The organism is Paraburkholderia sp. BR14312 (genome assembly GCF_040948675.1).
In the GTDB taxonomy this organism is placed as follows: Bacteria; Pseudomonadota; Gammaproteobacteria; order Burkholderiales; family Burkholderiaceae; genus Paraburkholderia; species Paraburkholderia nodosa_A.
Genome location: NZ_JBFPKI010000022.1, coordinates 1 through 19,900 on the forward strand (window position 1 = coordinate 1; position 19,900 = coordinate 19,900).

The 19,900-nt window shown below is 57.1% G+C and carries 16 protein-coding genes; 1 reads left to right on the forward strand and 15 read right to left on the reverse strand.

What is annotated here, in order from left to right; translation table 11 throughout:
• Positions 1-394: 394 nt before the first annotated feature.
• From AB3X98_RS38900 to nodB, 12 genes are all read right to left on the reverse strand, one after another.
• Positions 395-3,439 carry an efflux RND transporter permease subunit gene (locus tag AB3X98_RS38900; RefSeq protein WP_368605789.1) on the reverse strand — a complete coding sequence of 1,015 codons (3,045 nt, stop codon included), beginning with the start codon at positions 3,437-3,439 and terminating at the stop codon, positions 395-397.
• A gap of 11 nt (positions 3,440-3,450) precedes the next feature.
• Positions 3,451-4,602, reverse strand: a complete 1,152-nt coding sequence (locus tag AB3X98_RS38905) for an efflux RND transporter periplasmic adaptor subunit (protein WP_368605788.1) — start codon at positions 4,600-4,602, stop codon at positions 3,451-3,453.
• A 93-nt stretch (positions 4,603-4,695) separates the two neighbouring features.
• A complete protein-coding gene (locus AB3X98_RS38910; protein WP_368605787.1) occupies positions 4,696-6,297 on the reverse strand; it encodes an efflux transporter outer membrane subunit in 1,602 nt (533 codons plus the stop codon).
• Between the two features lie 92 nt (positions 6,298-6,389).
• Positions 6,390-7,007, reverse strand: coding sequence for an adenylyl-sulfate kinase (cysC, locus tag AB3X98_RS38915; protein ID WP_069268325.1), 618 nt, complete (start codon positions 7,005-7,007; stop codon positions 6,390-6,392).
• A 77-nt stretch (positions 7,008-7,084) separates the two neighbouring features.
• On the reverse strand, positions 7,085-8,803 hold the full coding sequence (nodU, locus tag AB3X98_RS38920; RefSeq protein ID WP_368605786.1) for a nodulation protein NodU: 1,719 nt from the start codon (positions 8,801-8,803) through the stop codon (positions 7,085-7,087).
• 13 nt (positions 8,804-8,816) lie between these two features.
• A complete protein-coding gene (gene nodS / locus AB3X98_RS38925) occupies positions 8,817-9,446 on the reverse strand; it encodes a nodulation methyltransferase NodS (RefSeq protein WP_069268326.1) in 630 nt (209 codons plus the stop codon).
• Positions 9,447-9,531: 85 nt separating this feature from the next.
• Entirely contained in the window at positions 9,532-10,122 is a 591-nt protein-coding gene (locus AB3X98_RS38930) for a NodA family N-acyltransferase (protein WP_368605785.1), read from the reverse strand.
• 163 nt (positions 10,123-10,285) lie between these two features.
• Positions 10,286-11,083 (reverse strand): sulfotransferase, encoded by a 798-nt coding sequence (locus AB3X98_RS38935; protein ID WP_368605784.1) that lies wholly within the window; start codon positions 11,081-11,083, stop codon positions 10,286-10,288.
• Positions 11,084-11,178: 95 nt separating this feature from the next.
• A complete protein-coding gene (locus AB3X98_RS38940; RefSeq protein ID WP_368605783.1) occupies positions 11,179-11,967 on the reverse strand; it encodes an ABC transporter permease in 789 nt (262 codons plus the stop codon).
• Positions 11,968-11,970: 3 nt separating this feature from the next.
• Positions 11,971-12,885, reverse strand: coding sequence for a nodulation factor ABC transporter ATP-binding protein NodI (gene nodI, locus AB3X98_RS38945; protein ID WP_069268330.1), 915 nt, complete (start codon positions 12,883-12,885; stop codon positions 11,971-11,973).
• Between the two features lie 64 nt (positions 12,886-12,949).
• Positions 12,950-14,188, reverse strand: coding sequence for a chitooligosaccharide synthase NodC (nodC, locus tag AB3X98_RS38950; RefSeq protein WP_368605782.1), 1,239 nt, complete (start codon positions 14,186-14,188; stop codon positions 12,950-12,952).
• A gap of 429 nt (positions 14,189-14,617) precedes the next feature.
• Complete coding sequence (gene nodB / locus AB3X98_RS38955; protein WP_368605781.1) at positions 14,618-15,283, reverse strand: chitooligosaccharide deacetylase NodB; 666 nt, start codon at positions 15,281-15,283, stop codon at positions 14,618-14,620.
• A 244-nt stretch (positions 15,284-15,527) separates the two neighbouring features.
• On the opposite strand from nodB, the gene AB3X98_RS38960 reads away from it, so the two are divergent.
• Positions 15,528-16,436 (forward strand): LysR family transcriptional regulator, encoded by a 909-nt coding sequence (locus AB3X98_RS38960; RefSeq protein ID WP_069268331.1) that lies wholly within the window; start codon positions 15,528-15,530, stop codon positions 16,434-16,436.
• Here the strand turns inward: AB3X98_RS38960 and AB3X98_RS38965 are convergent.
• From AB3X98_RS38965 to AB3X98_RS38975, 3 genes are all read right to left on the reverse strand, one after another.
• Positions 16,404-17,711 (reverse strand): acetyl-CoA carboxylase biotin carboxylase subunit family protein, encoded by a 1,308-nt coding sequence (locus tag AB3X98_RS38965; protein WP_069268332.1) that lies wholly within the window; start codon positions 17,709-17,711, stop codon positions 16,404-16,406. The two genes, AB3X98_RS38960 and AB3X98_RS38965, sit on opposite strands and share 33 nt — an antisense overlap.
• Before the next feature lie 89 nt (positions 17,712-17,800).
• Positions 17,801-18,934, reverse strand: a complete 1,134-nt coding sequence (locus tag AB3X98_RS38970) for an acetyl-CoA carboxylase biotin carboxylase subunit family protein (RefSeq protein WP_368605780.1) — start codon at positions 18,932-18,934, stop codon at positions 17,801-17,803.
• Positions 18,931-19,644 carry a hypothetical protein gene (locus AB3X98_RS38975; RefSeq protein ID WP_342950207.1) on the reverse strand — a complete coding sequence of 238 codons (714 nt, stop codon included), beginning with the start codon at positions 19,642-19,644 and terminating at the stop codon, positions 18,931-18,933. Before AB3X98_RS38975 ends, AB3X98_RS38970 begins: the two co-directional genes overlap by 4 nt.
• Between the last annotated feature and the right edge of the window lie 256 nt (positions 19,645-19,900).

Here is a 19,900-nt window from a genome sequence, read left to right on the forward strand (position 1 = left end):
AGAAGATGACATTGGTTCCACCTGAGTTAAGGACATCCGGCATCAAATCGACATGGACCAACCTCGCGCGGCGGCTCGTTGGAACGATGGGCCGCGTATCAGCGAAGTGTATTTCAACAGCCTGCTAGGTGCCATTGCAAGCGTTTGACGCTTCATCGTCCTCTTGTCCATCTCATTGCCTGTGAGCTCAAGAGCGCTCGAGGAGCACGACCGGTGGACCTTCCAGCGTTGGCTTCCCTAACTGCAAAAGGGTGGGTTAGGCGTGCTCGACGAAATCCAATGCCAAGCAGCGCATCGCTCGTCCTCGCACGGCAATCATGCTGACGCACGGGTGCCGGGGAGTGTGTATTTTGAATAGACGAAGACATCGCTACTGCACAGTTGGACAACCAGGTTATGACTGGTCTTTTGGCGTCCCCTGATGATTTGCACCCAGCAACATATACATCGCCGGTACCACGAACAGTGTGAACGCAGTGCCGATCGATAGTCCGGTGAGGATCACCAGACCCATTGCGTTGCGGCCTGCTGCGCCCGCGCCCGAGGCGACGACTAAGGGCAGTACGCCGAGCACCATGGCGACCGTCGTCATGAGGATCGGGCGCAAGCGTGCACCTGCCGCTTCCTCCAAGGCTTCTCGCTTGCCGCGGCCCACGCGCTGAAGCTGGTTCGCGAACTGCACGACAAGAATCGCATGTTTGCTGACGAGTCCCATGAGCGTGACAAGTCCAATCTGCGTATAGATATTGAGCGTCGAAAAGCCGGCATTGATGAAGACGAGAGCACCGAAGAGCGCCATCGGGACGGACACCAAAATGACCAGGGCATCGCGGAAGCTTTCGAATTGCGCTGAAAGCGCAAGGAACACGATAATCGTCGCGAACATGAGCGTGACCGAGGAGTTACCGGACTCTTGCATGAACTGGCGCGATAGCCCTGCGTAGTCGGTGTTGTAACCTGCCGGAGCTGCTTCGTTCGTGGACTGACGAAGGAAGTCGAGAACTTCGCCCTGGGAGACGCTAGGTGAGATCACAGCGGAGATCGTTGCCGCATTGAGTTGCTGGAACCGATTGATCGATTCAGGGACGACTGCTTGCTTCAGGTGCGCAACCGTCGATGCCGGAATCATGCTGCCGTCCGGCGTGCGCAAGTAATAGTCGAGTACCTGTGACGGATTCAGTCGATCTATTTGCTGGACTTGCGGAATCACCTTGTATGAGCGGCCAGCGATCGAGAAATAGTTTGCGTAGTTACCGCCGAGTGCAGCGCCTAGCGCCTGTCCTACATCGCTTTGCGTGAGGCCGAGTGACGCGATTTTGTCGCGGTCAACTATGACGACCGTTTCCGGCTTGTCGATCCTTAGATCGCTATCAATAAAGAGAAACATGCCACTTGCACGCGCTTTCTGGAGTACGGCTTTCGTCACCTGGTCGAGATTCTCGAAGGGCTCTGTCGTGCTGATCACGAATTGCACGGGGAAACCCTGTGCGCCCGGCAAAGGCGGGAACTGGAACGCGGCGACACGAGCACCAGCAATGCCATTCCACCTCTGCTGGAGCTCCTGCTGTAGTTCGGTTGCGCCTCTTTTCCGCTTGTCCCAAGTCTTGAAGAGAACGCCACCGAAGCCCTGATTCAATGTTGGCAGGCCAGTTAGCTGAAACAGCTGGGCATATTCGGGCAAGCGCTTCGACATTTCTAACACCTGATCGGCGTATGTCTGCATTTGCTGGACTGTGGCATTCGGCGGCCCCTGGATCAGCGATAGGACGATGCCTTGGTCCTCCTGCGGCGCAAGCTCTGCCTGCGAAGTCGAAAAGAGATAAACGGTTCCGCAAAGCAGCATAACTCCCATGACGACGAACACGGAAGATGTGTCGAGGGCCGCATGCAAGAGTCGCGCATAGCCGGCATGCACACGATCCAGCTGTCGATTGACGAAAACGGCGAAACGCCCGGACTCGTGCACATTTTGGAAAATGCGCGAGCACATCATCGGCGACAGGGTTAGCGCAATCACGCCTGACACCGCGACGGCGCTCGCAAGGGTGAACGCAAATTCAGTGAAAAGGGTGCCTGTCAAGCCGCTCTGAAAGCCGATAGGCAGATATGCGGCGATCAGCACGGCGGTCATTGCCAGAATCGGGCCGCCAAGCTCGCGCGCGGCAGTTAGCGCGGCTTCCATGGGAGACTTGCCTTCATTCATGTGGCGGTCGACGTTCTCGACGACGATGATCGCATCGTCGACCACCAGCCCAATCGCGAGCACCATCGCGAGTAACGTCAACAGATTGATCGAGTAACCGAGCAACTGCATCATGGAGAACGTGCCAATCAGCGAAAGCGGCATCGCGACCACGGGTACGATGACGGCGCGCAAACGACCGAAGAAGAGGAAGATAACGGCCGTGACAATCAGCAACGTCTCGACGAGCGTCTTCACTACTTCATCAATCGCGCTGTTGATGAAGTCTGTCGCGTCGTAGACGATATCACCAGCCATCCCCGTCGGGAACTGCTTCTGCAGATCGGGAAACACGGATTTAACGCGTCTGGCCACATCGAGCACGTTTGCGTCAGGCGCTACCTTAATTCCGATAAATACAGAACGCTTGCCGCCAAATGCGACGCTGGAATCATAATTGTCCGCGCCTAGCACGACATTGGCAACGTCCTCGAGACGCACGATCACTCCGTTCTTTTGTTTGACAGCCAGTTTCTGAAAGTCCTCCACCGAACGGACGTCGGTACGCGCGTTTAGACTGACGCTGGTCATCTGGCCTTTTGTTGTGCCGAGTGTCGCGAGGTAGTTATTGTTGTTGAGTGCTGTGTAGACATCAGAAGCAGTGACATTGTGCGCTGCGAGCTTGGTTGAATCTAGCCATGCGCGCAATGCGAACTGGCGACCGCCCAGTACTTCCGCGGTCTGCACGCCCTGAATGGAGTCGAGTTTCGGCTTCACAACGCGCAGCAGATAGTCGGTGACATTGTTGGGCGGCAGCACGTCGCTGTAGAAGCCCATATACATCGCGTCGGTGGTCTGACCCACCTGCATCGTCAGCACTGGCTGCTGGGCCTCGCGCGGCAACTGGTTACGCACAGACGCTATCTGTGTATTGATCTCGGTGAGTGCGCGGTTCGGATCATAATTCATGCGTAGCGTCGCGTTGATCGTCGACACGCCCGTGCTGCTTTTCGACGACATGTAGTCAATGCCCTGCACCTGAGCGATGGCGGCTTCTAGCGGCTGCGTGATAAACCCAGCCATTGTGTCCGCGCTCGCACCGTAATAGGAAGTGGTAAGCGTGACTACGCCCGTCTGGGTTTGAGGATATTCACTGACCTTCAGCGTGGAGAGCGAACGCAAGCCTAGTACGAGGATCAGCACGCTCAGTACTGACGCGAGGACTGGCCGGTTGAGAAAAATGTCGGTGAATTTCATTGGGAGGCCTCTCACTCCTCCTGAGGCGTCGGAGCAGGACTGTCCGCAGGCAGCACACGATTATTGATGATGAGCGGTGTGCCGTTCTGTAGCTTGAGCTGACCGCTCGTGACGACCTGCGCGCCTTCGTCGAGACCCCTCAGGATCGCCACCTGATCCCCGCGCGTGGGTCCCGGCGTCACGAATACCTGTTGCGCCACCGGCATTGTTTTACCGTGCGCGTTTTTTTGCTCGCGCCGTCTAATGACGAATACCGTTGCACCGTACGCATTGTGCGCGATCGCGGTTTGCGGCAAGGTCAGATAGCGCTGCTCGCTGCCCACATCTATCTTCACGTTCGCGTACATGCCGGGCAACAGCTTGCGCTCGTGGTTGTCCAGGACCGCTTCGATCTGAACGTTGCGGGTTGTGCTGTCCACGCGCGGATTTATCGCGCGGACTTGGCCACCGAAGCTAAGGCTCGCAAATGTGCTTGTATTTACGGAGACGTGCTGTCCGGCCTCGAGTTTCGCCAGTTGTTCCTGGGGTAGGTGAAAGTCGACGTAAATGGGATCGACGACTTGCAGGGTAACAATTGCGTCCCCCGGGTTGATGTACTGGCCGGGATTAACGGTGGTGATCCCCACGCGTCCTGCGAAAGGTGCGCGAATGGTTTTCTTGGCGACGAGGGCAGCTTGCTGTTCGACTTGCGCCCGTCTGCTCTTCAGTTCGGCTGTGTCGGCATCCAACTGGGCTTTTGAAATGGCCTGTATGTCATACTGTGCCTTGTCGCGCGTGTAAACCGTTTGCGAAAGGTCCGCGGCAGCTTTTAGCGATGCGAGCTGTGCGCGATCAGAGTCGGCGTTGAGGCGCAGGAGAACCTGTCCGGCCTTCACCTCCTCACCGGAACTGAATTCGAGCTCGCGCACGAGGCCTGCGACTTCTGTCGTCACGTCGACGCCGCGCACCGCGCGTAGGCTGCCCGTGGCGGAAAGCTGCGGCTGCCAAGTCTGATAGCTGACCACAGCTGACGTGACCGTGGCCGCGGCCATGCCATCGCGCATCATGAACTTTTTAATCATATGCGCTTTGTAAAGATTGAAGCCGATCAGCGTGCCGAGTAGACTGCCCACGCAGATCAGCATGATGGTCATCCGTTTTCCTGTTAGTCTTTTCATCGTCATCGTAGTGTCCTTGCACGGCAAACTCACGAGGCACAAGCGTCTTTGGCGCGCTACCCGTGAAACGTATGCGGCGGCAGCAATCGTCATGAGCAGTCACTGGGAGCGGGCGCCGGCGTTTGCATGCCCAGCATGCCCCTTCTCGTCATACGCCGTGTCATTCCACCAACCGCCACCCAGTGCCTGGAATAAAGCAGCTGTATCTGCATAGCGAGCTGCTTGCGCCTGCGCGAGATTCACGACGGCCTGCTGATATTGGCGCTGTGCGTCGAGCAGCGACAGATAGCTGACTCCGCCGACTCGAAACTGTCCGCGCGCCACATCCAGTGAACTGCTAGCCGCGCGCCAGGCGTCGGTTTGGGCGGCAAGAGCAGCCGCGTCGTGATCGAGCGCGCGCAACGTGTCCGCCACATCTTCGAATGCGAGCAGCACGACTTGCCGATATCGCGCGTTGGCCTCGTCAAAGGCGGCTTCCGCCGCTCTTTTTTTTGCGGTCAATTGCCCACCATGGAATATTGGTTGCGTGAGTCCCGCGCCGATGTTCCAGATCATGTCGGCATACTTCAGCATGCCAGCCGGCGTTAAAGACTGTGGGCCGTAATTCGCGGAGAGCATGAGTTGTGGATAGAGGTTTGCCGTGGCGACACCGACCTCGGCGCTCGCCTGGTGCAGCACGGCATCAGCGGCCAAAATATCCGGCCGCTGCCGGACCAGCGAGGAAGGCAGACTGACCGGCAAGGTTTGCGGTAGTGTGAACATCGACATCGTGAATTCGGACACACCTGCTTCGCTCGGTAATCTGCCCGAAAGCACGGCAAGCTGGTGTCGAGTCCGATCGAGCGACTGCCGCAGCAGCGGTAGCGTCGCCCGTGTTTGCGCGACTAACGTCTCTTGCGAGAGCACGGCAATCCGGTCCGCACCGCCGAATTCGAATTGCTTGCGCAAAACGCCAAGCTGCGTCTCCTCGTCGGCTACGATGTTCTCGGTCGCGCTGATCTGCTCACGCAGCGACGCTTCCTTGACGGCAGTCGTCACGATGTTTGCCGACAGTGCTAGGTAGGCGCCTTGCAGCTGAAAGCGCTCAAAATCGACCTGCGCGCCCTGCGATTCGAGCTCGCGCCGAACTGCACCAAACAGATCCAGATCATACGAAACACTTACCGACGTGTTGTATAGAGTCAGTATTTTGTTGATGTTGGGCTGCCCCAACGTCGCGCCGTTCAGCTTCTCCCGTATCGCGTTGAGCTTGATATCGACAGACGGGGAGAGTGCGCTGCCTTCTTGTGCGCTCATATTCTCGGCGGCCTGGCGTAGCGCGGCACTGGCTGCTGCGATCGTTGGGCTATTTTTAAGTGCTCCGCTTATCAGCGTGTTGAGCGGCTCGCAGCGATAGAGCGTCCACCATTGAGCGGGCAGGTCGCCGCCGGCCGCAAACCGCTGCTCGAGACCCGCCTCGCCCTGCGACGAAGCCGTGCGATCAGGTAAAGGCGTTGCTGTGTAATGCTGAATCGCGGGTGGCGCTGGCGTGTGGTATTCGGGGCCGACCGTGCAGCCGGCCAGCGAGCCGAGGAGTGGAAACACTACAGCGATTACTGCGGCACGCGTGACAACCCGGCCTGTTGTGCAGTGAAAAGCTACCGCGCTGGATTGCGGATGCAAACGTGCACGACCGGAGCTGCATTTGACCTCGTCATTCATCTATCTACCTGGCTTGCGAGCGATGGGTGTTCTCAATTGTTGGATGCAGAACTCCTCCAGTTTCAACGGTGTTGCTGCGAGCGTGTATGCAATCACGAATGATGGCAACGGTCTGAACTGCGGAGCCAATTCAGGACCATATCGGCACCTTCGTCGATGGACTTGCAACATGTGTCGATGAAGACGTCCGGATCCGTCGGCGCCTCATACGGGGAGTCGATGCCGGTGAAGCGCTGGATTGCGCCGCGCCTTGCCAGCCGATACAACCCTTTGGGGTCACGGGCTTCCGCCGCGGCTAAACTCGCGTGGACATGGATTTCGGCGAAGTTACGTCGGCCCGCCGTAGAGCGGGCGAGTTCCCTATCGCGGCGGAACGGCGAGATGAGACATACCAAAACTACGATGCCGGCGTCGGCCATTAATTTTGCGACCTCTGCGACGCGCCGTACGTTCTCGTGACGGTCTGCATCGGTAAAGCCAAGGTCTTTGCATAGACCGAGCCTGACGGAGTCGCCGTCAAGAATGTAGGTGAGTCGGCCAGCTGTATGGAGACGCGCCTCCACGGTGTCAGCAATAGCCGACTTTCCCGCGGCTGATAGGCCGGTAAACCAGAGAATGGCCGGCGTTTGCCGAAGCAAGCGTGCTCTTGCCTCCGGGGGAACCCGGAAGCCGTGCGCATACAACTCTGAAGTGGAAGGCTCATTCGCCATACTTGCCTACTTGGATCGGTCCGGTCGGGGCATGAGCTAGCGCTCACTTGTTGCGGCATTGCGGTGAAGATCCAAAGTCATGCGAGTCCAAAAGAGACCGGCTCATCGACTGACGCCGAAATCTCGTCTCTGCATGTCTTGGTAAATAGAAGACCATTGCACCAAACGTGTTCGACACGCCCCCATTCACACGCCGACGCAGCATCGGGAAAAAAGCCTCGTCCCAGGTGGTTGGCGCTGGTGTTGCACAGCAAGGGAAGGCCTGTGAGCTTCTCGTATTCGATTAGCAGCTGCGCAACAGGGTGTTCGGATGACCTTGCAATGGTCTGCAACCGCGCAGAACCGTCGAGATGCACGACGGCAGGTATCTTGTCCCGCCATTCGTCGCGTGTTTGATGATCGAACAGCATGTAGGGGTCTGGAGTGCCGGGGAGAAATACAGCAGGCGCCCGGTCTTCAAGACATATAGGTGCCACAGGACGGAAATATTCCCGATGCTTGACATCGTTGAGAAGAGCCTTCATGCTCGGCGAAGTCGCAGCGGCGAGAATACTTCTCGCCCCAAGTGCTCGTGGGCCCAGCTCGGCGCGTCCGGCAAGGAAAACGACGGGTCTATTTTCGGCGAGAATATGTGCAAGTTCAGCTAAGGAACAAGGCGACGCAGACCAGCCGGGCACTCGGGTGCCCGTTTTCATTGCGGGGCCGCTATATACCGACCACTCTAACGGCATGAAGCCCTCGTTCGCGGCTATCGCGCAGCATGCGGTACCGATCGCCGAACCGCTGTCGTTCGGAAAGGGCGGAATCCAGGTAGCATCGAACAAGCCACTTGTGCGTAATGCACTGTTCCATTTGATATTGAGCCCGCAGCCGCCGGATATGCACAGATTGCGCGGCCCGGGAATACAATGCTGCCGCAGGGCCTTCTCCATTTCGCGGACGAGTAGGCGTTCAAGGAAAGTATGGAAAGAGGCGAGTACGTCTTCGGGAGGTTTAGCTTGCAGGTCCGGCACGCATGCGTGGAAGAAATCGCGTATCGCTGCGAGCGATGTACTCGGAAGGTGGAGATTCTGGCGATAGTTTCGCGCGAGTTCTGTGTCGCCTGCGAAGCGTTCCAGGTAAAGGTGACGAAATATATCAACGATGTCTTCGTCGACTGACCCCAGCGCGATGTACGCCATTAGCTTGCCAGCCACTCCCAGGTCCCACTCAGCACCCGCCGCCTTTGCGTACGGCCCGAAATGATGTCCGGCCGCCGCATACATTTGACCGATGATGGGGAACAGCTGGTCAATGAGCCGCACGTCGTCGCGTCCTACATGGTACAACCGTGGCACCATGCCGCCATCCCACACTAGGCATAACGCAGGTTGCCCTAGTTGTGCGAATGGACTCGTGCAGTATGCGGCGGCGACATGGCCGGACACGTGAGGGTAGCTCCTGTACCGATATGACTTGCCGCCGATCAGCAGCCCAGTGCCGTCGACCGAAGCCAGAAGATCGCCGTTTCTTCGTTCCGTATAGGGGGCACCCTCGAGGACGATTGGGGTGGGGCCGCTCAGCGCCTGGAACTTTGACGTCACATCGCCGTCCCAGCCGTCTATCACAAATTCGTCGATGTCGTCTGTCTGTAGACCGTGCTCGGCTAATGCGGTTTCAATTTCATCGAGGTTCCGTATATCGTGATATCTCGGATTGTTGTCCCGCTTCTCCTGTTCGATGCAAAAAAGGAGCTTTCCATCTTCGACAACGGCGATCGCTCCGTCGTGTGTCAGCTTGAGGCCACAGATGCGCATGGTATCTTTCACCCTAGCGAGGTAAATCTGATTGATGGGAAAAATGCACTGCGTTCTGGAAGCGTGCGAGCAGGCAATCCTCATTGGACGACTGGCCGACGCACTCGACTCGCTCAATCTCGGTGAACCGTTCGTTTAGCATCTTCAGCACCGTTTCGGCACCAGCAATATGTCCCCAGCGTCGACAATTGGCGTCACGTGCTGAACCGAATATCAACTGGCCCTCAGGCGCGAGTACGCATGCCAGATTGCGGATAGCATCTCGCACTTCGGCGATGTCGGCGAGATAGTAGAAAACCTCCGCGACTACGATCAGTTCGAACCGCTCTGCGCTAGAAAAGTGCTGGACGTCTGCAACGATCCAGTTCACGTTCGGCGGGTAATTTAAGCGCTTGCGTGTTCTCGCAAGCGCTTGCGGCATCACATCCATCACGGTGAGGCGCCCACAGTATGGCGCCAATTTCTCTGTGAACGCGCCCCCCGCACAACCAACCTCAAGGGCATGGGCAACGGGGCCTTTAGAGAGGGATAATCGAAGCATGTGCATATGACGCTCATGCTCGAACGGATTACTGTCCAGTTGCCACGGGTCGTCCGCGTCCAACTCCCGTCGCAGCAAGTCAAAATGCGTTACGGTTTTCAATTTACTTACCCGAGAGTGTGCGTTCTAATCTCGTTGCAGGACAGATCGAGCCGCTGACCGCATGTCCGGTACAGATGCAGGCGAGTCATAGCTCAGGGCCATTGCGTTCGATTTGAGTCCCGTGCGGCCACTCACTCATAGCCCTATCAATTGGCAAAATCACCGCCAGTACATCTTCAACACGTGTTGCCGGCAAATCGAGGTGAACGTTGGGAAGCGTTGAACGGACGCGAACTCCCGGAATGATCGTTCCCATTCCATGTCGACACAACCTCGTGAAGTGGTTCTTCAAAGCATGGCGGACGGTGCCAAATGCGAATGGGACGCGAAGCTCCTGCAATACAGGATACATCGCGCGAATGGATTGGCTAATTCCGAGCCCCTCGAGGTCTGGCCGCACTCCATACAGACCCAGTTCCGCCACCAGCACATCGGTTGCGCCAACCTTGATGAAGCGGCGCAACGAACCCATGTGCGCCGCCACACCTTGCGAATCGTAGGCAATTGCGCGGAGTTCGGGCCTCGCCCCGGCCCAACTTCGACCGCCATCGAACGGCTTAGCATTGAACGGTCCGGTCGGGCCATACGTCGTCCGAAAAAAATGGGCCAATTCGAGATGATCGGAAAGCTGGAGCTCATTTTCCCAGCACAGTTTCCACTGCACCTTTGAGGACATGGAAAGATACCTTGTTCAATTGCGTCTACGCGCAACCAGTGGCGTGCGATTACCCAGGAGGCGGAAGCCTCGCATTCGGGATGTTGCGCCAGTAGGGAACGCAAGATCGTAAAATTAGTCTTTCGATAGCAGACTTGTTTGAAGGATAGATTTGGTGCTGCTTCTATGGAAATGAGCATGGGCGAACATGGATCCTGCCATTACAGGAAAGTCCACCTCTCCCTGTTTCAAAAAATCTCTCATGTTTCCCGCCACTGAAGTGACATTTCAACTCGTCGAAGTTGAGTACGGTCTGCTCCAGAGGCCGTACTTCCTGCCTTTGAAGAACTGTCCTGTGAGAGCAGGGATGCATGGAAGTCCCAAGGTACGTCTGTACCGCTTCCATGCATCCGGCGGGATCATCGAGGAGGTTTTCATAGTCTATTGAAAGCAGATTCTCTGGCGCGAAAGAGTCGACGACTTGACGATGAAAATCGTCTGCAGCTTTGAAGTAGGATTCGCATAATTCAATGGTCAACGCGACCTGAGGAGGCGGAGCTGATCCATTGTCCGAACCGTACTTCAGCCATTCACCACTTTGTCTCGCTTGCACCAGGGATCGCAGCGATTCCAGCGTATTCCTGCGGACTACAAGCATTGCCTTCAGGCATGGCCACCGTGCCAATTCCTCAAAGAATCCTGGGCGTTCCAGAAATTGCGGCTGATTGATCTTGCAACCGATATGCGTGGCGTGTGCCTTTCCCTTTTGGACCGGATAGCGAAGATAGGCAAGCTCGAGAAGTTCCAGATTGCTGCACCTGAGCCGGTTGGTATCAGGCCAATTGGTGTCATAGGTGTTGAGCAACTCGCCATTGCTCAACACGCTCGGATGAGCATTCAGCAGTTCTTCCAGATAGTGAGTGCCGGTTCTGGGCATCCCGAGAATCACGAACGGCTGAGTTTTCGGCATCAAGTGGGTCATGGCGTCCATTTCATTAGGTTGAAAGCGGTGGTTCGGGTGTAGCCCCAGTCTGACGCTTGTCACAAGACTGCTGCTGAGGCGCAACGCCGTCGGCATCAAGACATCAGCCGGTGGCGGACCAGTGTCGCAGACAGGAAGAACGGCAGTATTGTGTAGACACAAAGCACGCCCAGATGCAGCCCTATTCCGCCGACCGGACGTGCAAGCATCGCCGGACGGATCAATTCAACGGAGTGGGCAAGCGGCAGGAACTGTGCAAGGTCTTGAAGCGCGCCGGGCAGTTGGCCCACAGGGAAGACGACACCACTCAGGAACAACATGGGCGTAAGCACGAGCGTCTGGTAGAAAACGAAATAGTCATAACTGGGCGCGATCGCAACGAGTACCATTGCCACGCTCGCGAAAGCGAGGCCAGTCAGAAAAACGACAGGGATCACAGATACGATGCTCGAAAACGCCGCGTAACCGAGCGTCGCCGCAACTACCATCACGGCGGAGCCCGCAAGAAGGGCTTTTGTAGCGGCCCATGCCAATTCGCCAAGAATGACATCGCCAATTGTCAGTTGGGTACAGAGCACGGCTTCCCACATGCGCTGAACTTGCATGCGAGCGAAGGCAGCGTAAATCGTTTCGAAAGTCGCTGAGGTCATGGCGCTTGTCGCAACCATTCCAGCCGCCAGGAATGCAATGTAAGGAGTGCCATCGATGTGACCTATCATTATTCCGACGCCGAAGCCGAGACCGAACAAGTACATCATCGGGTCAGCCAGGTTGCCGAGAAGGGAGATAAGTGCCGCTTTTCTCCACGCCAGATAATTGCGCCGCCATACTGTGCGCCAGTTCCAGGCGTTGCCGGGTAGAGTAATCATAAACACTTCGCGCATTATTCAATCCTTCATTTCTCGTCCGGTCAGCCGAAGAAAAACGTCCTCCAGGTTCGCGGGACGTTGCACAATACGCAGACCGTTACGCTCACGCAGTCGCGCGCATACATGTTGTGGATCGGCCGTGTAGCAGAAGAGTGCATCACCGCTAACCTCTGTACGCTGCGCAAACGGCATGAGCAGCGCTTTGAGTTCATGTGGGTTGCCGCCGTATATCTCGATAACATGACTTCCAATCTGCTCCTGGATTAATGCATTAGGTGCACCCTCAGCAATGCTGCGTCCCCTGTCGATTACACATAGCCGATCGCACAATCGCTCTGCCTCTTCCATAAAATGGGTAGTGAGAAGAATTGTTTTACCGCGTGCGAGTAAACAGCGCAAACGATCCCAGATGAGGTGGCGCGCATGCGGATCTAGCCCGGTTGCCGGTTCGTCCATGACAATAAGTTGCGGATCGTTGATGAGCGCGCGTGCAATGGTTAGGCGGCGCTTCATCCCGCCCGATAACTCTGTGACGCGTGCGTGAGCCCTGTCCTCGAGACGTGCGAAGTGCAGCAAGGATGGAACGACCGCCTCGATTTCGCCTTTGCTCATCCCAAAGTAGCGCCCGAAGAGTTTCAGGTTCTCGCTCACACTAAAACCTGGCTCCAAGTTGTCGAATTGCGGAACGACACCAATGCGCCTCCGCGCCAGGCGTGCCCGCGCTGGCACCGGTTCTCCGAGGACGGTAATCACGCCTGCGTCAGGCAGCGCCATACCCAGCACCATTCGCGTGGTAGTGCTTTTGCCGGCACCATTAGGCCCGAGCAGACCGAAGCACTCGCCGGGCTCTACACGGAAGGACAATCCGTCGACGGCAAGCTTACCGCCATAAGATTTCCTTACGCTGGAGAAGGTGATCGCTGCATTAGACATGGAGCCGGAAATGTATACAGACCACTGTTTAAGGAAGATTCCGTAGCGCGCGCGATGCTACGCATTACTCGCTTTTGGGAACATGGTGCTCGTCGCGGTCTTGGACGGCAGAACTGCGGGAAAGCCAGTCACTGTTGTCCAATGTACATAGAGCGTATGCCTTTACAGGAAGCAGGAGCAAAAGATTTATGAGTGTGTGCACTGAAAATCCGAGAAATCGAAGCTCGCGAGCGCGAATGGCCGCAACGGAGCAACGGACCATCGTCATTGAAGCAATAACGAAGCATGCCTGCCAAGGAGCAGTGGCTGTGAGCGCGATCTGCAGAAAGCCAGAGATCATTGAAATGGCCAGCAGCAGAGAGCCAATGTTCTGCGCTACCACATCAAGAGTTAGGTAGCGGTCAAGACGAGGCAAAAGGCGAAGGGCGAGCAGCGTGTCGCGATAGGTACTGCGCGCCCAGCGCAGTTGCTGGCGCAGGTATGGTCGCAGCCTATCCGGAACCACGGTCGCGGCGACTGCATCTCGAACGTACTCCGTCCGATAGCCCGCCGCGAGCATGAGAATTGTCAGATGGCGGTCTTCGCCGAAATCGCTGCGCTTGCCCCGGAACATTTGCGTTTCGTACTGGTCCAGCAGCAGCAGAAGCGCTGTGCGCCGGTATATTGCACACGGTCCGCAGCAGCACATCACAGCGCCAAAGCGAGCTTGCGCCGCGCGCTCCTCGTTGCACGCAAGCCAGTATTCCATATCGATCAGGCGGGTCAGCCACGTGTCGCTGCGATTGCTGGCTACCAATTGACCCATGGCTGCACCGACCGATGGGTCGCTCATTGTCAGCACGAGTTTCTTTACTGCGTCCGGCGCCAGAGTGGTGTCGGAGTCTACGTTAAGTATGAGATCTGAGGTCGAAGAACGTATCGCGGCGATTTGCGCTTTACGCTTTCCCACATTCTGTGGAAGAAGCAGTACCTTGAATCGCGGATCATGCTCGTGCTCCCGATACACCACGGTCAACGCATCGCGGTTGGCGGATCCATCATCGACTACGTGAACCTTGATAGCGCCCGCGTAATCCTGGGCGCCAATCGAGTCGAGACACGCCCGCAGCGTTTCGGGGTTTTCGTTAAAGCACGGGACGATGACGTCGATGTCCGGCAAATACTCTATGTCGAATACCTTGATGCATGCAGGTGGGCCGCCGCTAGTCGGTAGAGTGTGAAGAACCTGCGCGCTTTTATAGATGGCCGAAAGTGACGCGTATAGTAGGACAGATGTCGTGTTGATTGCGGCAGGAATGTTCATCGGGTCAGTGTGCTAGGAGACGTTGGGATTCTCAGTACAGGCCTGCCGTGAGCGATGGCGCGGGAGTCAGGCGCGGTAATACCATCCAGGTTCATGCATGATTCGAGGGGCAATTATTCTCGTGCCTGTAGAGTTGATGTTTCTCCATGGGGCAGGAAAGACGCTGTTATGGCGTACGAGAGAAATTTCCAGTAACGCACCTCATGGTAGCGAGGTCGCCCAGGACGCTTCCATCGGTATCGGCTGAAAGTCAGATCAGCGAACGCCTGCTTCTGGGTCAGTATTTCCTTAGTTCTATCCATGATCGTCCGCGCGCGGACCACGCGCATACTTGAAGCTGTTGGTGAAACGTCCCTAGGGGACCATATCGTCCACTTGTCGACCGGCTTGGGGTCAGAGATACTCCTAAAGCGAGATTTTCCGTTGAACTTACGGAAGTGAACCGATGACGAAGCCCCTTTTCTTCAATCCTGGAATCAGGCGTGATAGTGCAATGACAGTCTGCGCGCGCGAAGCATCGCGATGCTGCAAGTCGCACTCTTCGGGAGGAGCCCCGTCGTGCAGCAGTACGATCGAGCCGGGCAGCACTGATGCCAATACGGAATCGACAATCGCCTCGGCGCCCGGACGGGACCAGTCTCGTGGATCTACCGACCAGTGGAGTGGCATTAGTCCCGATTTCATGGATTCGGCGATAACGTCGTTCGTCCATTTGCCATATGGCGCACGCATATATCGCACCCCTGCCGCAGGACAAGCACGCTGGATAAGCGCGTTCGCTTCTGCTATCTCGTGCCGTATCTGATCTGGCTCACATTTCGACAAATCCCGATGGGAGAGACTGTGATTCGCGACATCGTGGCCTTCGGAAACCATGCGCCGGATAAGTTCCGGATACTCCGCCGCGTAGGCACCGAGTACGCAGAAGGTTGCCGGTACCTGTTGCCGCGCCAGCAGATCTAGTACTTTCGGCGTCCATATTGGGTGCGGTCCGTCGTCAAAGGTAAGGTAAACCTTACGCTCACCGTTACGCTTACGCTCGTTTAGCACTTCCGCAATAAATTGCGGCATTTCCCAATCGCTGAGTCTTCTCATGGTCTTTCACTCATCTTTTGATGAGTCACCGTCTACCCTGGAACCGTCCCCAGTCGCAACGCGAAATGCGGCGTAGCAGATCAATATCTGGGAGTTGATGTCGAGTGTCGTTCAGTAGAACGACATGAATACTCATATTAATGACTTGCATGTCAAGCTGAATTGCCGTAACTTTGCGGTACCTCAATAAATTTGTACAATCGATTGTTTCGATATGTGTCATCCATAACGCGGATAATTAAAGATGCGCTTCAAAGGCCTCGATCTGAATCTTCTCGTCGCGTTGGACGCATTGATGGCGAAGCGTAACGTCACGCTCGCGGCACGCGACATCAATTTGAGTCAGCCTGCCATGAGCGCAGCGGTGTCGCGGTTGCGAGACTATTTTCGCGACGACCTCTTCGTGATGAGAGGCCGAGAATTCGTGCCCACATCACGAGCGATAGAGCTTGCCGGACCGGTGCGGGAGGCTCTATCGCATATCCAGCTTTCCATCATCTCGCGCGACGTTTTCCAGCCGGCCAAGTCGGATCGCCGGTTCAGGGTCTGCCTATCTGATTTCATGACGCTCGTCTATTTCCAGAAGGTCATTAAGCGCGTTGCACGCGAAGCTCCCGCGGTCAGTTTCGAATTGCTTTTCCCAGATGACGAGCCTGGGGATTTGCTGCGGCGTGGCGACGTCGATTTTTTGATTCTGCCCGATCTATTCCTGCCGGATACTCACCCGAAAGCGCCGCTCTTCGACGAGAAGCTTGTGTGTGTCGGCTGTCCTGCCAACAAGCAGTTGTCGGAGCAGCTTCCGCTCGACCGGTATATGTCCATGGGACACGTGACGGTGAGGTTCGGGCGGGCACGCAGGCCTTCGATCGAAGAGTTTTTCCTACTGGATCTCGGTCTCAAACGGCGCGAAGAGGTCGTCGTCCCGACCTTTCACCTCATTCCGTCGGTGCTAACGGGTACCCGTCGCATTGCGACGATCCCTTTGAGGCTCGCTAGGCATCTCGGGGAAGCCTCTCCTCTGCGGATCGCCGAAGTACCGCTTCCGCTATCCACTTTTACTGAGGCTATCCAATGGCCTGCGCTGCATAGCGGTGATCCTGCAAGTATCTGGATGCGCGAGCTATTGCTGGAGGAGGCGCAAAGTCTTGCGTAGCGTGATGTCATGTGTACTGCTATTCGGCGAGCCCACACTCTCCGCCAGCGTGTAGCGGAAATCGCGCAACGTCGCGCGAATTGCCCTGTCGACTTCTTCCTCCGATGCGCCGCGATAGCGGAAGCGTGCGAGGATGTTGCCCGAGCAGCTGGAACCGTTGAATAAGTGACGTCTCGCCGGGAGCACAGCTTCGTAAAGCCCCGGGATAGTGTTCGGCAATTGTGCGTCGACGAATATCTTGCCCACTGGCTCTGGCAGCATCAGGAATCCACCGCGTGTGATCGAGGTTGACGCGATTAACGCCGCCTGCGCCCGTGCGGCGTACCGCGCTTCGTCACCTGATTGGTGAGTGACCCAGAGGTCGAAGAGGTCGACGCCGTACAATTCATGGAAGAGAAAGGGAATTTCCCCGCTGCCGACACGGGCACCGACATCCAGAAAATAGAATCCGTCGCAAGCTCCGATTATCTCGAGATGAAACGGTCCATTGCTCAAGGCGAGCGCTTTCAGGCATGCCGCCGCGAATTCAAGCACCGCATCATTGAGCGGCCCCGGGTCGAGCATCACCGAGCCTAGGGGTTTTCCTTGTGCAAACTGAAGACGGTTGTTGATGTAGCGGGACGCGCGCGCAATTACCCATGTGTCGTCTCGCACGAAACCGTCAACGTGATAGACGGGTCCTTCGATGTACTCCTCGCACTCGTACTCAACCAGCGGTAGTGTCGGCCACAACATATCCAATCGCGCACGGGTGTCGATGCGCGGTACGTCTAGGCCTGCCGCGCCGGTACGTGGCTTTACCATGATCGGAAAGCGCATCACAGGGGACGAATTTGCTTTCGCAAAGGCCACATCTTCCAACGCTGCAACGCGTGGCACACGCAGGCCCGCGGCAGCAACGGTATGCTTCATAGCGGTCTTGTCACGAAAGCGGACGACGGTATCTGGCAGATCGCCAGGGATATTGAACGAATTGCGCAGTCGCGCGGCCTTCAGAAGGTCGAATTCGGACAATGCGATCAGCCTGTCGATGCCGCCGAGCGCCGATTGACAGGAGCTCATGGCCTTATGCAGCGCATCTTCATCAAGGATGTCTGCTAGCTCTTCGACATGCGCGGTTTGAGAGGCGTCGAGCGCAGCCGCGCCGTTCGGCGTGCAGATGTAAGCGACGTTATTCGTCGCGTGATCGATGTAGCGATGGTAAGCTGCAAAGCCGTCGGACCATCGGTTAAGCACGACTATGCGGCTACGCGGGGCGTGTTTGTTGGTTGTCATGAAGGGCAAACCGTTCAGATATCGTTACAGGCGCGGCCGGATCCGAGCGCTCTCAGCGCTTCAGCAAGGCGCAAATCAAGGTCGACCGATCAGGCGCGATGAACAACACATGGCCGACACGGCCGCTCGTCGCGGGACTGAGCCGCCGATTGAGAATGGACCACCACCTCCTGGAAAACTGGTATGGCGCGAACGCGTTCGACGGCGGCCGCGTCGCCTACCGGTGCGAAGAACCGCACGCCGCTGACACACAGGGCAGGTCTTGCATCGACGTCGGGGGCTGGATCAGGATCGCCGAGGTGGCTGCGTATCGCTATTTCCGGCAGAGAGATTGACCTGCTGAGTTCGATGAGCCGATAGGTGCGATCACCTCCGAGGCAGGCCGCGATCTTGATCAGCACCGGACCGTCGCGTGTTATGCGCACTTTGGCGTGGAAAACACCGACGGTCAGTCCAATCTGCGCCGCGGTGTGCTCGACGTAATTGACGAGCGCGGCTCCTTGGTCCGCGCTCAAAGAGGCTTCGACAAAGTGGCCCAATTTTGCGAAATTCTGCTCTGCGCACAAAAGATTTTCGGTTACTGCGACGACGCGGGGTCCGTGCTGGCTGCTGACATAGCCTTCGATGCAGTACTCTGGGCCCTTCAGATACTGTTCAAGGAGCAACACGTTGCCGGCCTTGTGGCCGATATCGACAACGCCGTGATGCATGGCACACTCGACCGCAAGTTGCAACTGGGAAAGAGAATTGACGTACCTCACATGCATGCCGCCGCGGACAGGCTTGAGGACGGCTGGAAAACCTACGTGTAAAGCGGCTGTTATGACGTCGCGACGATGTGCGATGAGGGCGAACTCAGGAACCGCCAGTCCGGCGGCGGCGAGATGCATGCGGCTGCGATATTTATCACGCGTGAGTGCTGCCGCTTCCGGCTGCAAATGGGGAAGACCAAGGAGCGCCGCTGATTCAGCTGCTACGCCGGTTGCGTATTCGCAACCGGGTACGATCGCATCGACGCCGATGGCGCATGCGGCGGCCGCCACGGCGTTCGGCGAGGCAGTGTCCACCATCGTGTACGACACCGCGGCGGCCTGCAGTTCGCGTGACAGGGGGGGCTCATCGCTTTTGGCCGAAAATACGTGGGTGGCCACGCCAAGGCGCACGGCTGAGGCGACCAGTGCGGTCCCGGACGAGCGCGGCTCAATCACGATGATGGCGGTCATTTGATCGCTGCCTGTTCAGTGCCGGTTTCCGGCCGGGGTAGGGTCGCCACACGCAACTCTTCGAAATACTCGTGAATCATTCCGACAAAGTTGTTCAAATAGATTTCTGCTTTCTCCATTCCGCCCCAGCCACCGATCGCGAGCTTCAGAGCGATCCATGTGGAGTCTTCCAGGCTGCGCGATTCGGCGTACTCAATGTGGCTGAGTGTACCCTTTACGTGATCGTGCCCGAATGCGCGCGCGGCTGATTCCGCGATGACCTTGTTGTAGCGGCCCGAATACCATGCCTGCAACCAGTTCAAGAGCATCGTAGGGAGCGGGCCATCGCGGACAATGCTGAGGTAGAGATATCCGATTAGCTTGTCTGTGCTATTGAATGGTCTAATGCTGTCCACGCTTGCTGCGGTCAGGCCGAACCTCTCGAGGTCATGCAGAAGAAGGCATTCTTGCCCATACTCTTGTGCGAGGTGTTGCGCCAGCATCTGCGCGAGCGAGTTGTCCTGGCAGCCTATCTTGTAAAGCGCGAATGCGCCTACCTCGTTGTTGAGCCGGATGCGCAACACGGTTTCGACGAGATGGCGCCGATAGTACTCACTGTCGATCCAGTCGCCGCAGTGGAACGCAGCGGTTTCCGGCGAAATTGCGAGTGCCTGGTCCATGGCATGCTTGGCAAGCTCCTCGAAGCGAACCCGATCGTTGGGTGTATTCATGTGATCTCCAGATAGGATGAGAAGGAGCGAACGCGGCCCGCTGCGTAGCGGGTCAGCGGCGAATAAACCGGAGACACGAACTGCGCGTGGCACGAAGCAATGGTGGCTCGCTAGCTTTGCGAAAGTCCCCACGCTTGGCCTCGAAGCAGCGCACCGGACGCCGTGCAACGAGAGGGCGTTGAAGGCCGACCGCTCTCGGGTGGCCCCAAATTGGGTCGCTCTTTGCAGAGCGGTCTGCTTTGGCAAACGCCATCGC

Excerpts from the sequence above, each read along its gene's own strand:
- AB3X98_RS38900 (WP_368605789.1), bottom strand. The coding sequence starts at position 3,439 with ATGAAATTCACCGACATTTTTCTCAACCGGCCAGTCCTCGCGTCAGTA.
- AB3X98_RS38905 (WP_368605788.1), bottom strand. The coding sequence starts at position 4,602 with ATGACGATGAAAAGACTAACAGGAAAACGGATGACCATCATGCTGATC.
- AB3X98_RS38910 (WP_368605787.1), bottom strand. The coding sequence starts at position 6,297 with ATGAATGACGAGGTCAAATGCAGCTCCGGTCGTGCACGTTTGCATCCG.
- cysC (WP_069268325.1), bottom strand. The coding sequence starts at position 7,007 with ATGGCGAATGAGCCTTCCACTTCAGAGTTGTATGCGCACGGCTTCCGG.
- nodU (WP_368605786.1), bottom strand. The coding sequence starts at position 8,803 with ATGCGCATCTGTGGCCTCAAGCTGACACACGACGGAGCGATCGCCGTT.
- AB3X98_RS38930 (WP_368605785.1), bottom strand. The coding sequence starts at position 10,122 with ATGTCCTCAAAGGTGCAGTGGAAACTGTGCTGGGAAAATGAGCTCCAG.
- AB3X98_RS38935 (WP_368605784.1), bottom strand. The coding sequence starts at position 11,083 with ATGACCCACTTGATGCCGAAAACTCAGCCGTTCGTGATTCTCGGGATG.
- AB3X98_RS38940 (WP_368605783.1), bottom strand. The coding sequence starts at position 11,967 with ATGCGCGAAGTGTTTATGATTACTCTACCCGGCAACGCCTGGAACTGG.
- nodI (WP_069268330.1), bottom strand. The coding sequence starts at position 12,885 with ATGTCTAATGCAGCGATCACCTTCTCCAGCGTAAGGAAATCTTATGGC.
- nodC (WP_368605782.1), bottom strand. The coding sequence starts at position 14,188 with ATGAACATTCCTGCCGCAATCAACACGACATCTGTCCTACTATACGCG.
- nodB (WP_368605781.1), bottom strand. The coding sequence starts at position 15,283 with ATGAGAAGACTCAGCGATTGGGAAATGCCGCAATTTATTGCGGAAGTG.
- AB3X98_RS38960 (WP_069268331.1), top strand. The coding sequence starts at position 15,528 with ATGCGCTTCAAAGGCCTCGATCTGAATCTTCTCGTCGCGTTGGACGCA.
- AB3X98_RS38965 (WP_069268332.1), bottom strand. The coding sequence starts at position 17,711 with ATGACAACCAACAAACACGCCCCGCGTAGCCGCATAGTCGTGCTTAAC.
- AB3X98_RS38970 (WP_368605780.1), bottom strand. The coding sequence starts at position 18,934 with ATGACCGCCATCATCGTGATTGAGCCGCGCTCGTCCGGGACCGCACTG.
- AB3X98_RS38975 (WP_342950207.1), bottom strand. The coding sequence starts at position 19,644 with ATGAATACACCCAACGATCGGGTTCGCTTCGAGGAGCTTGCCAAGCAT.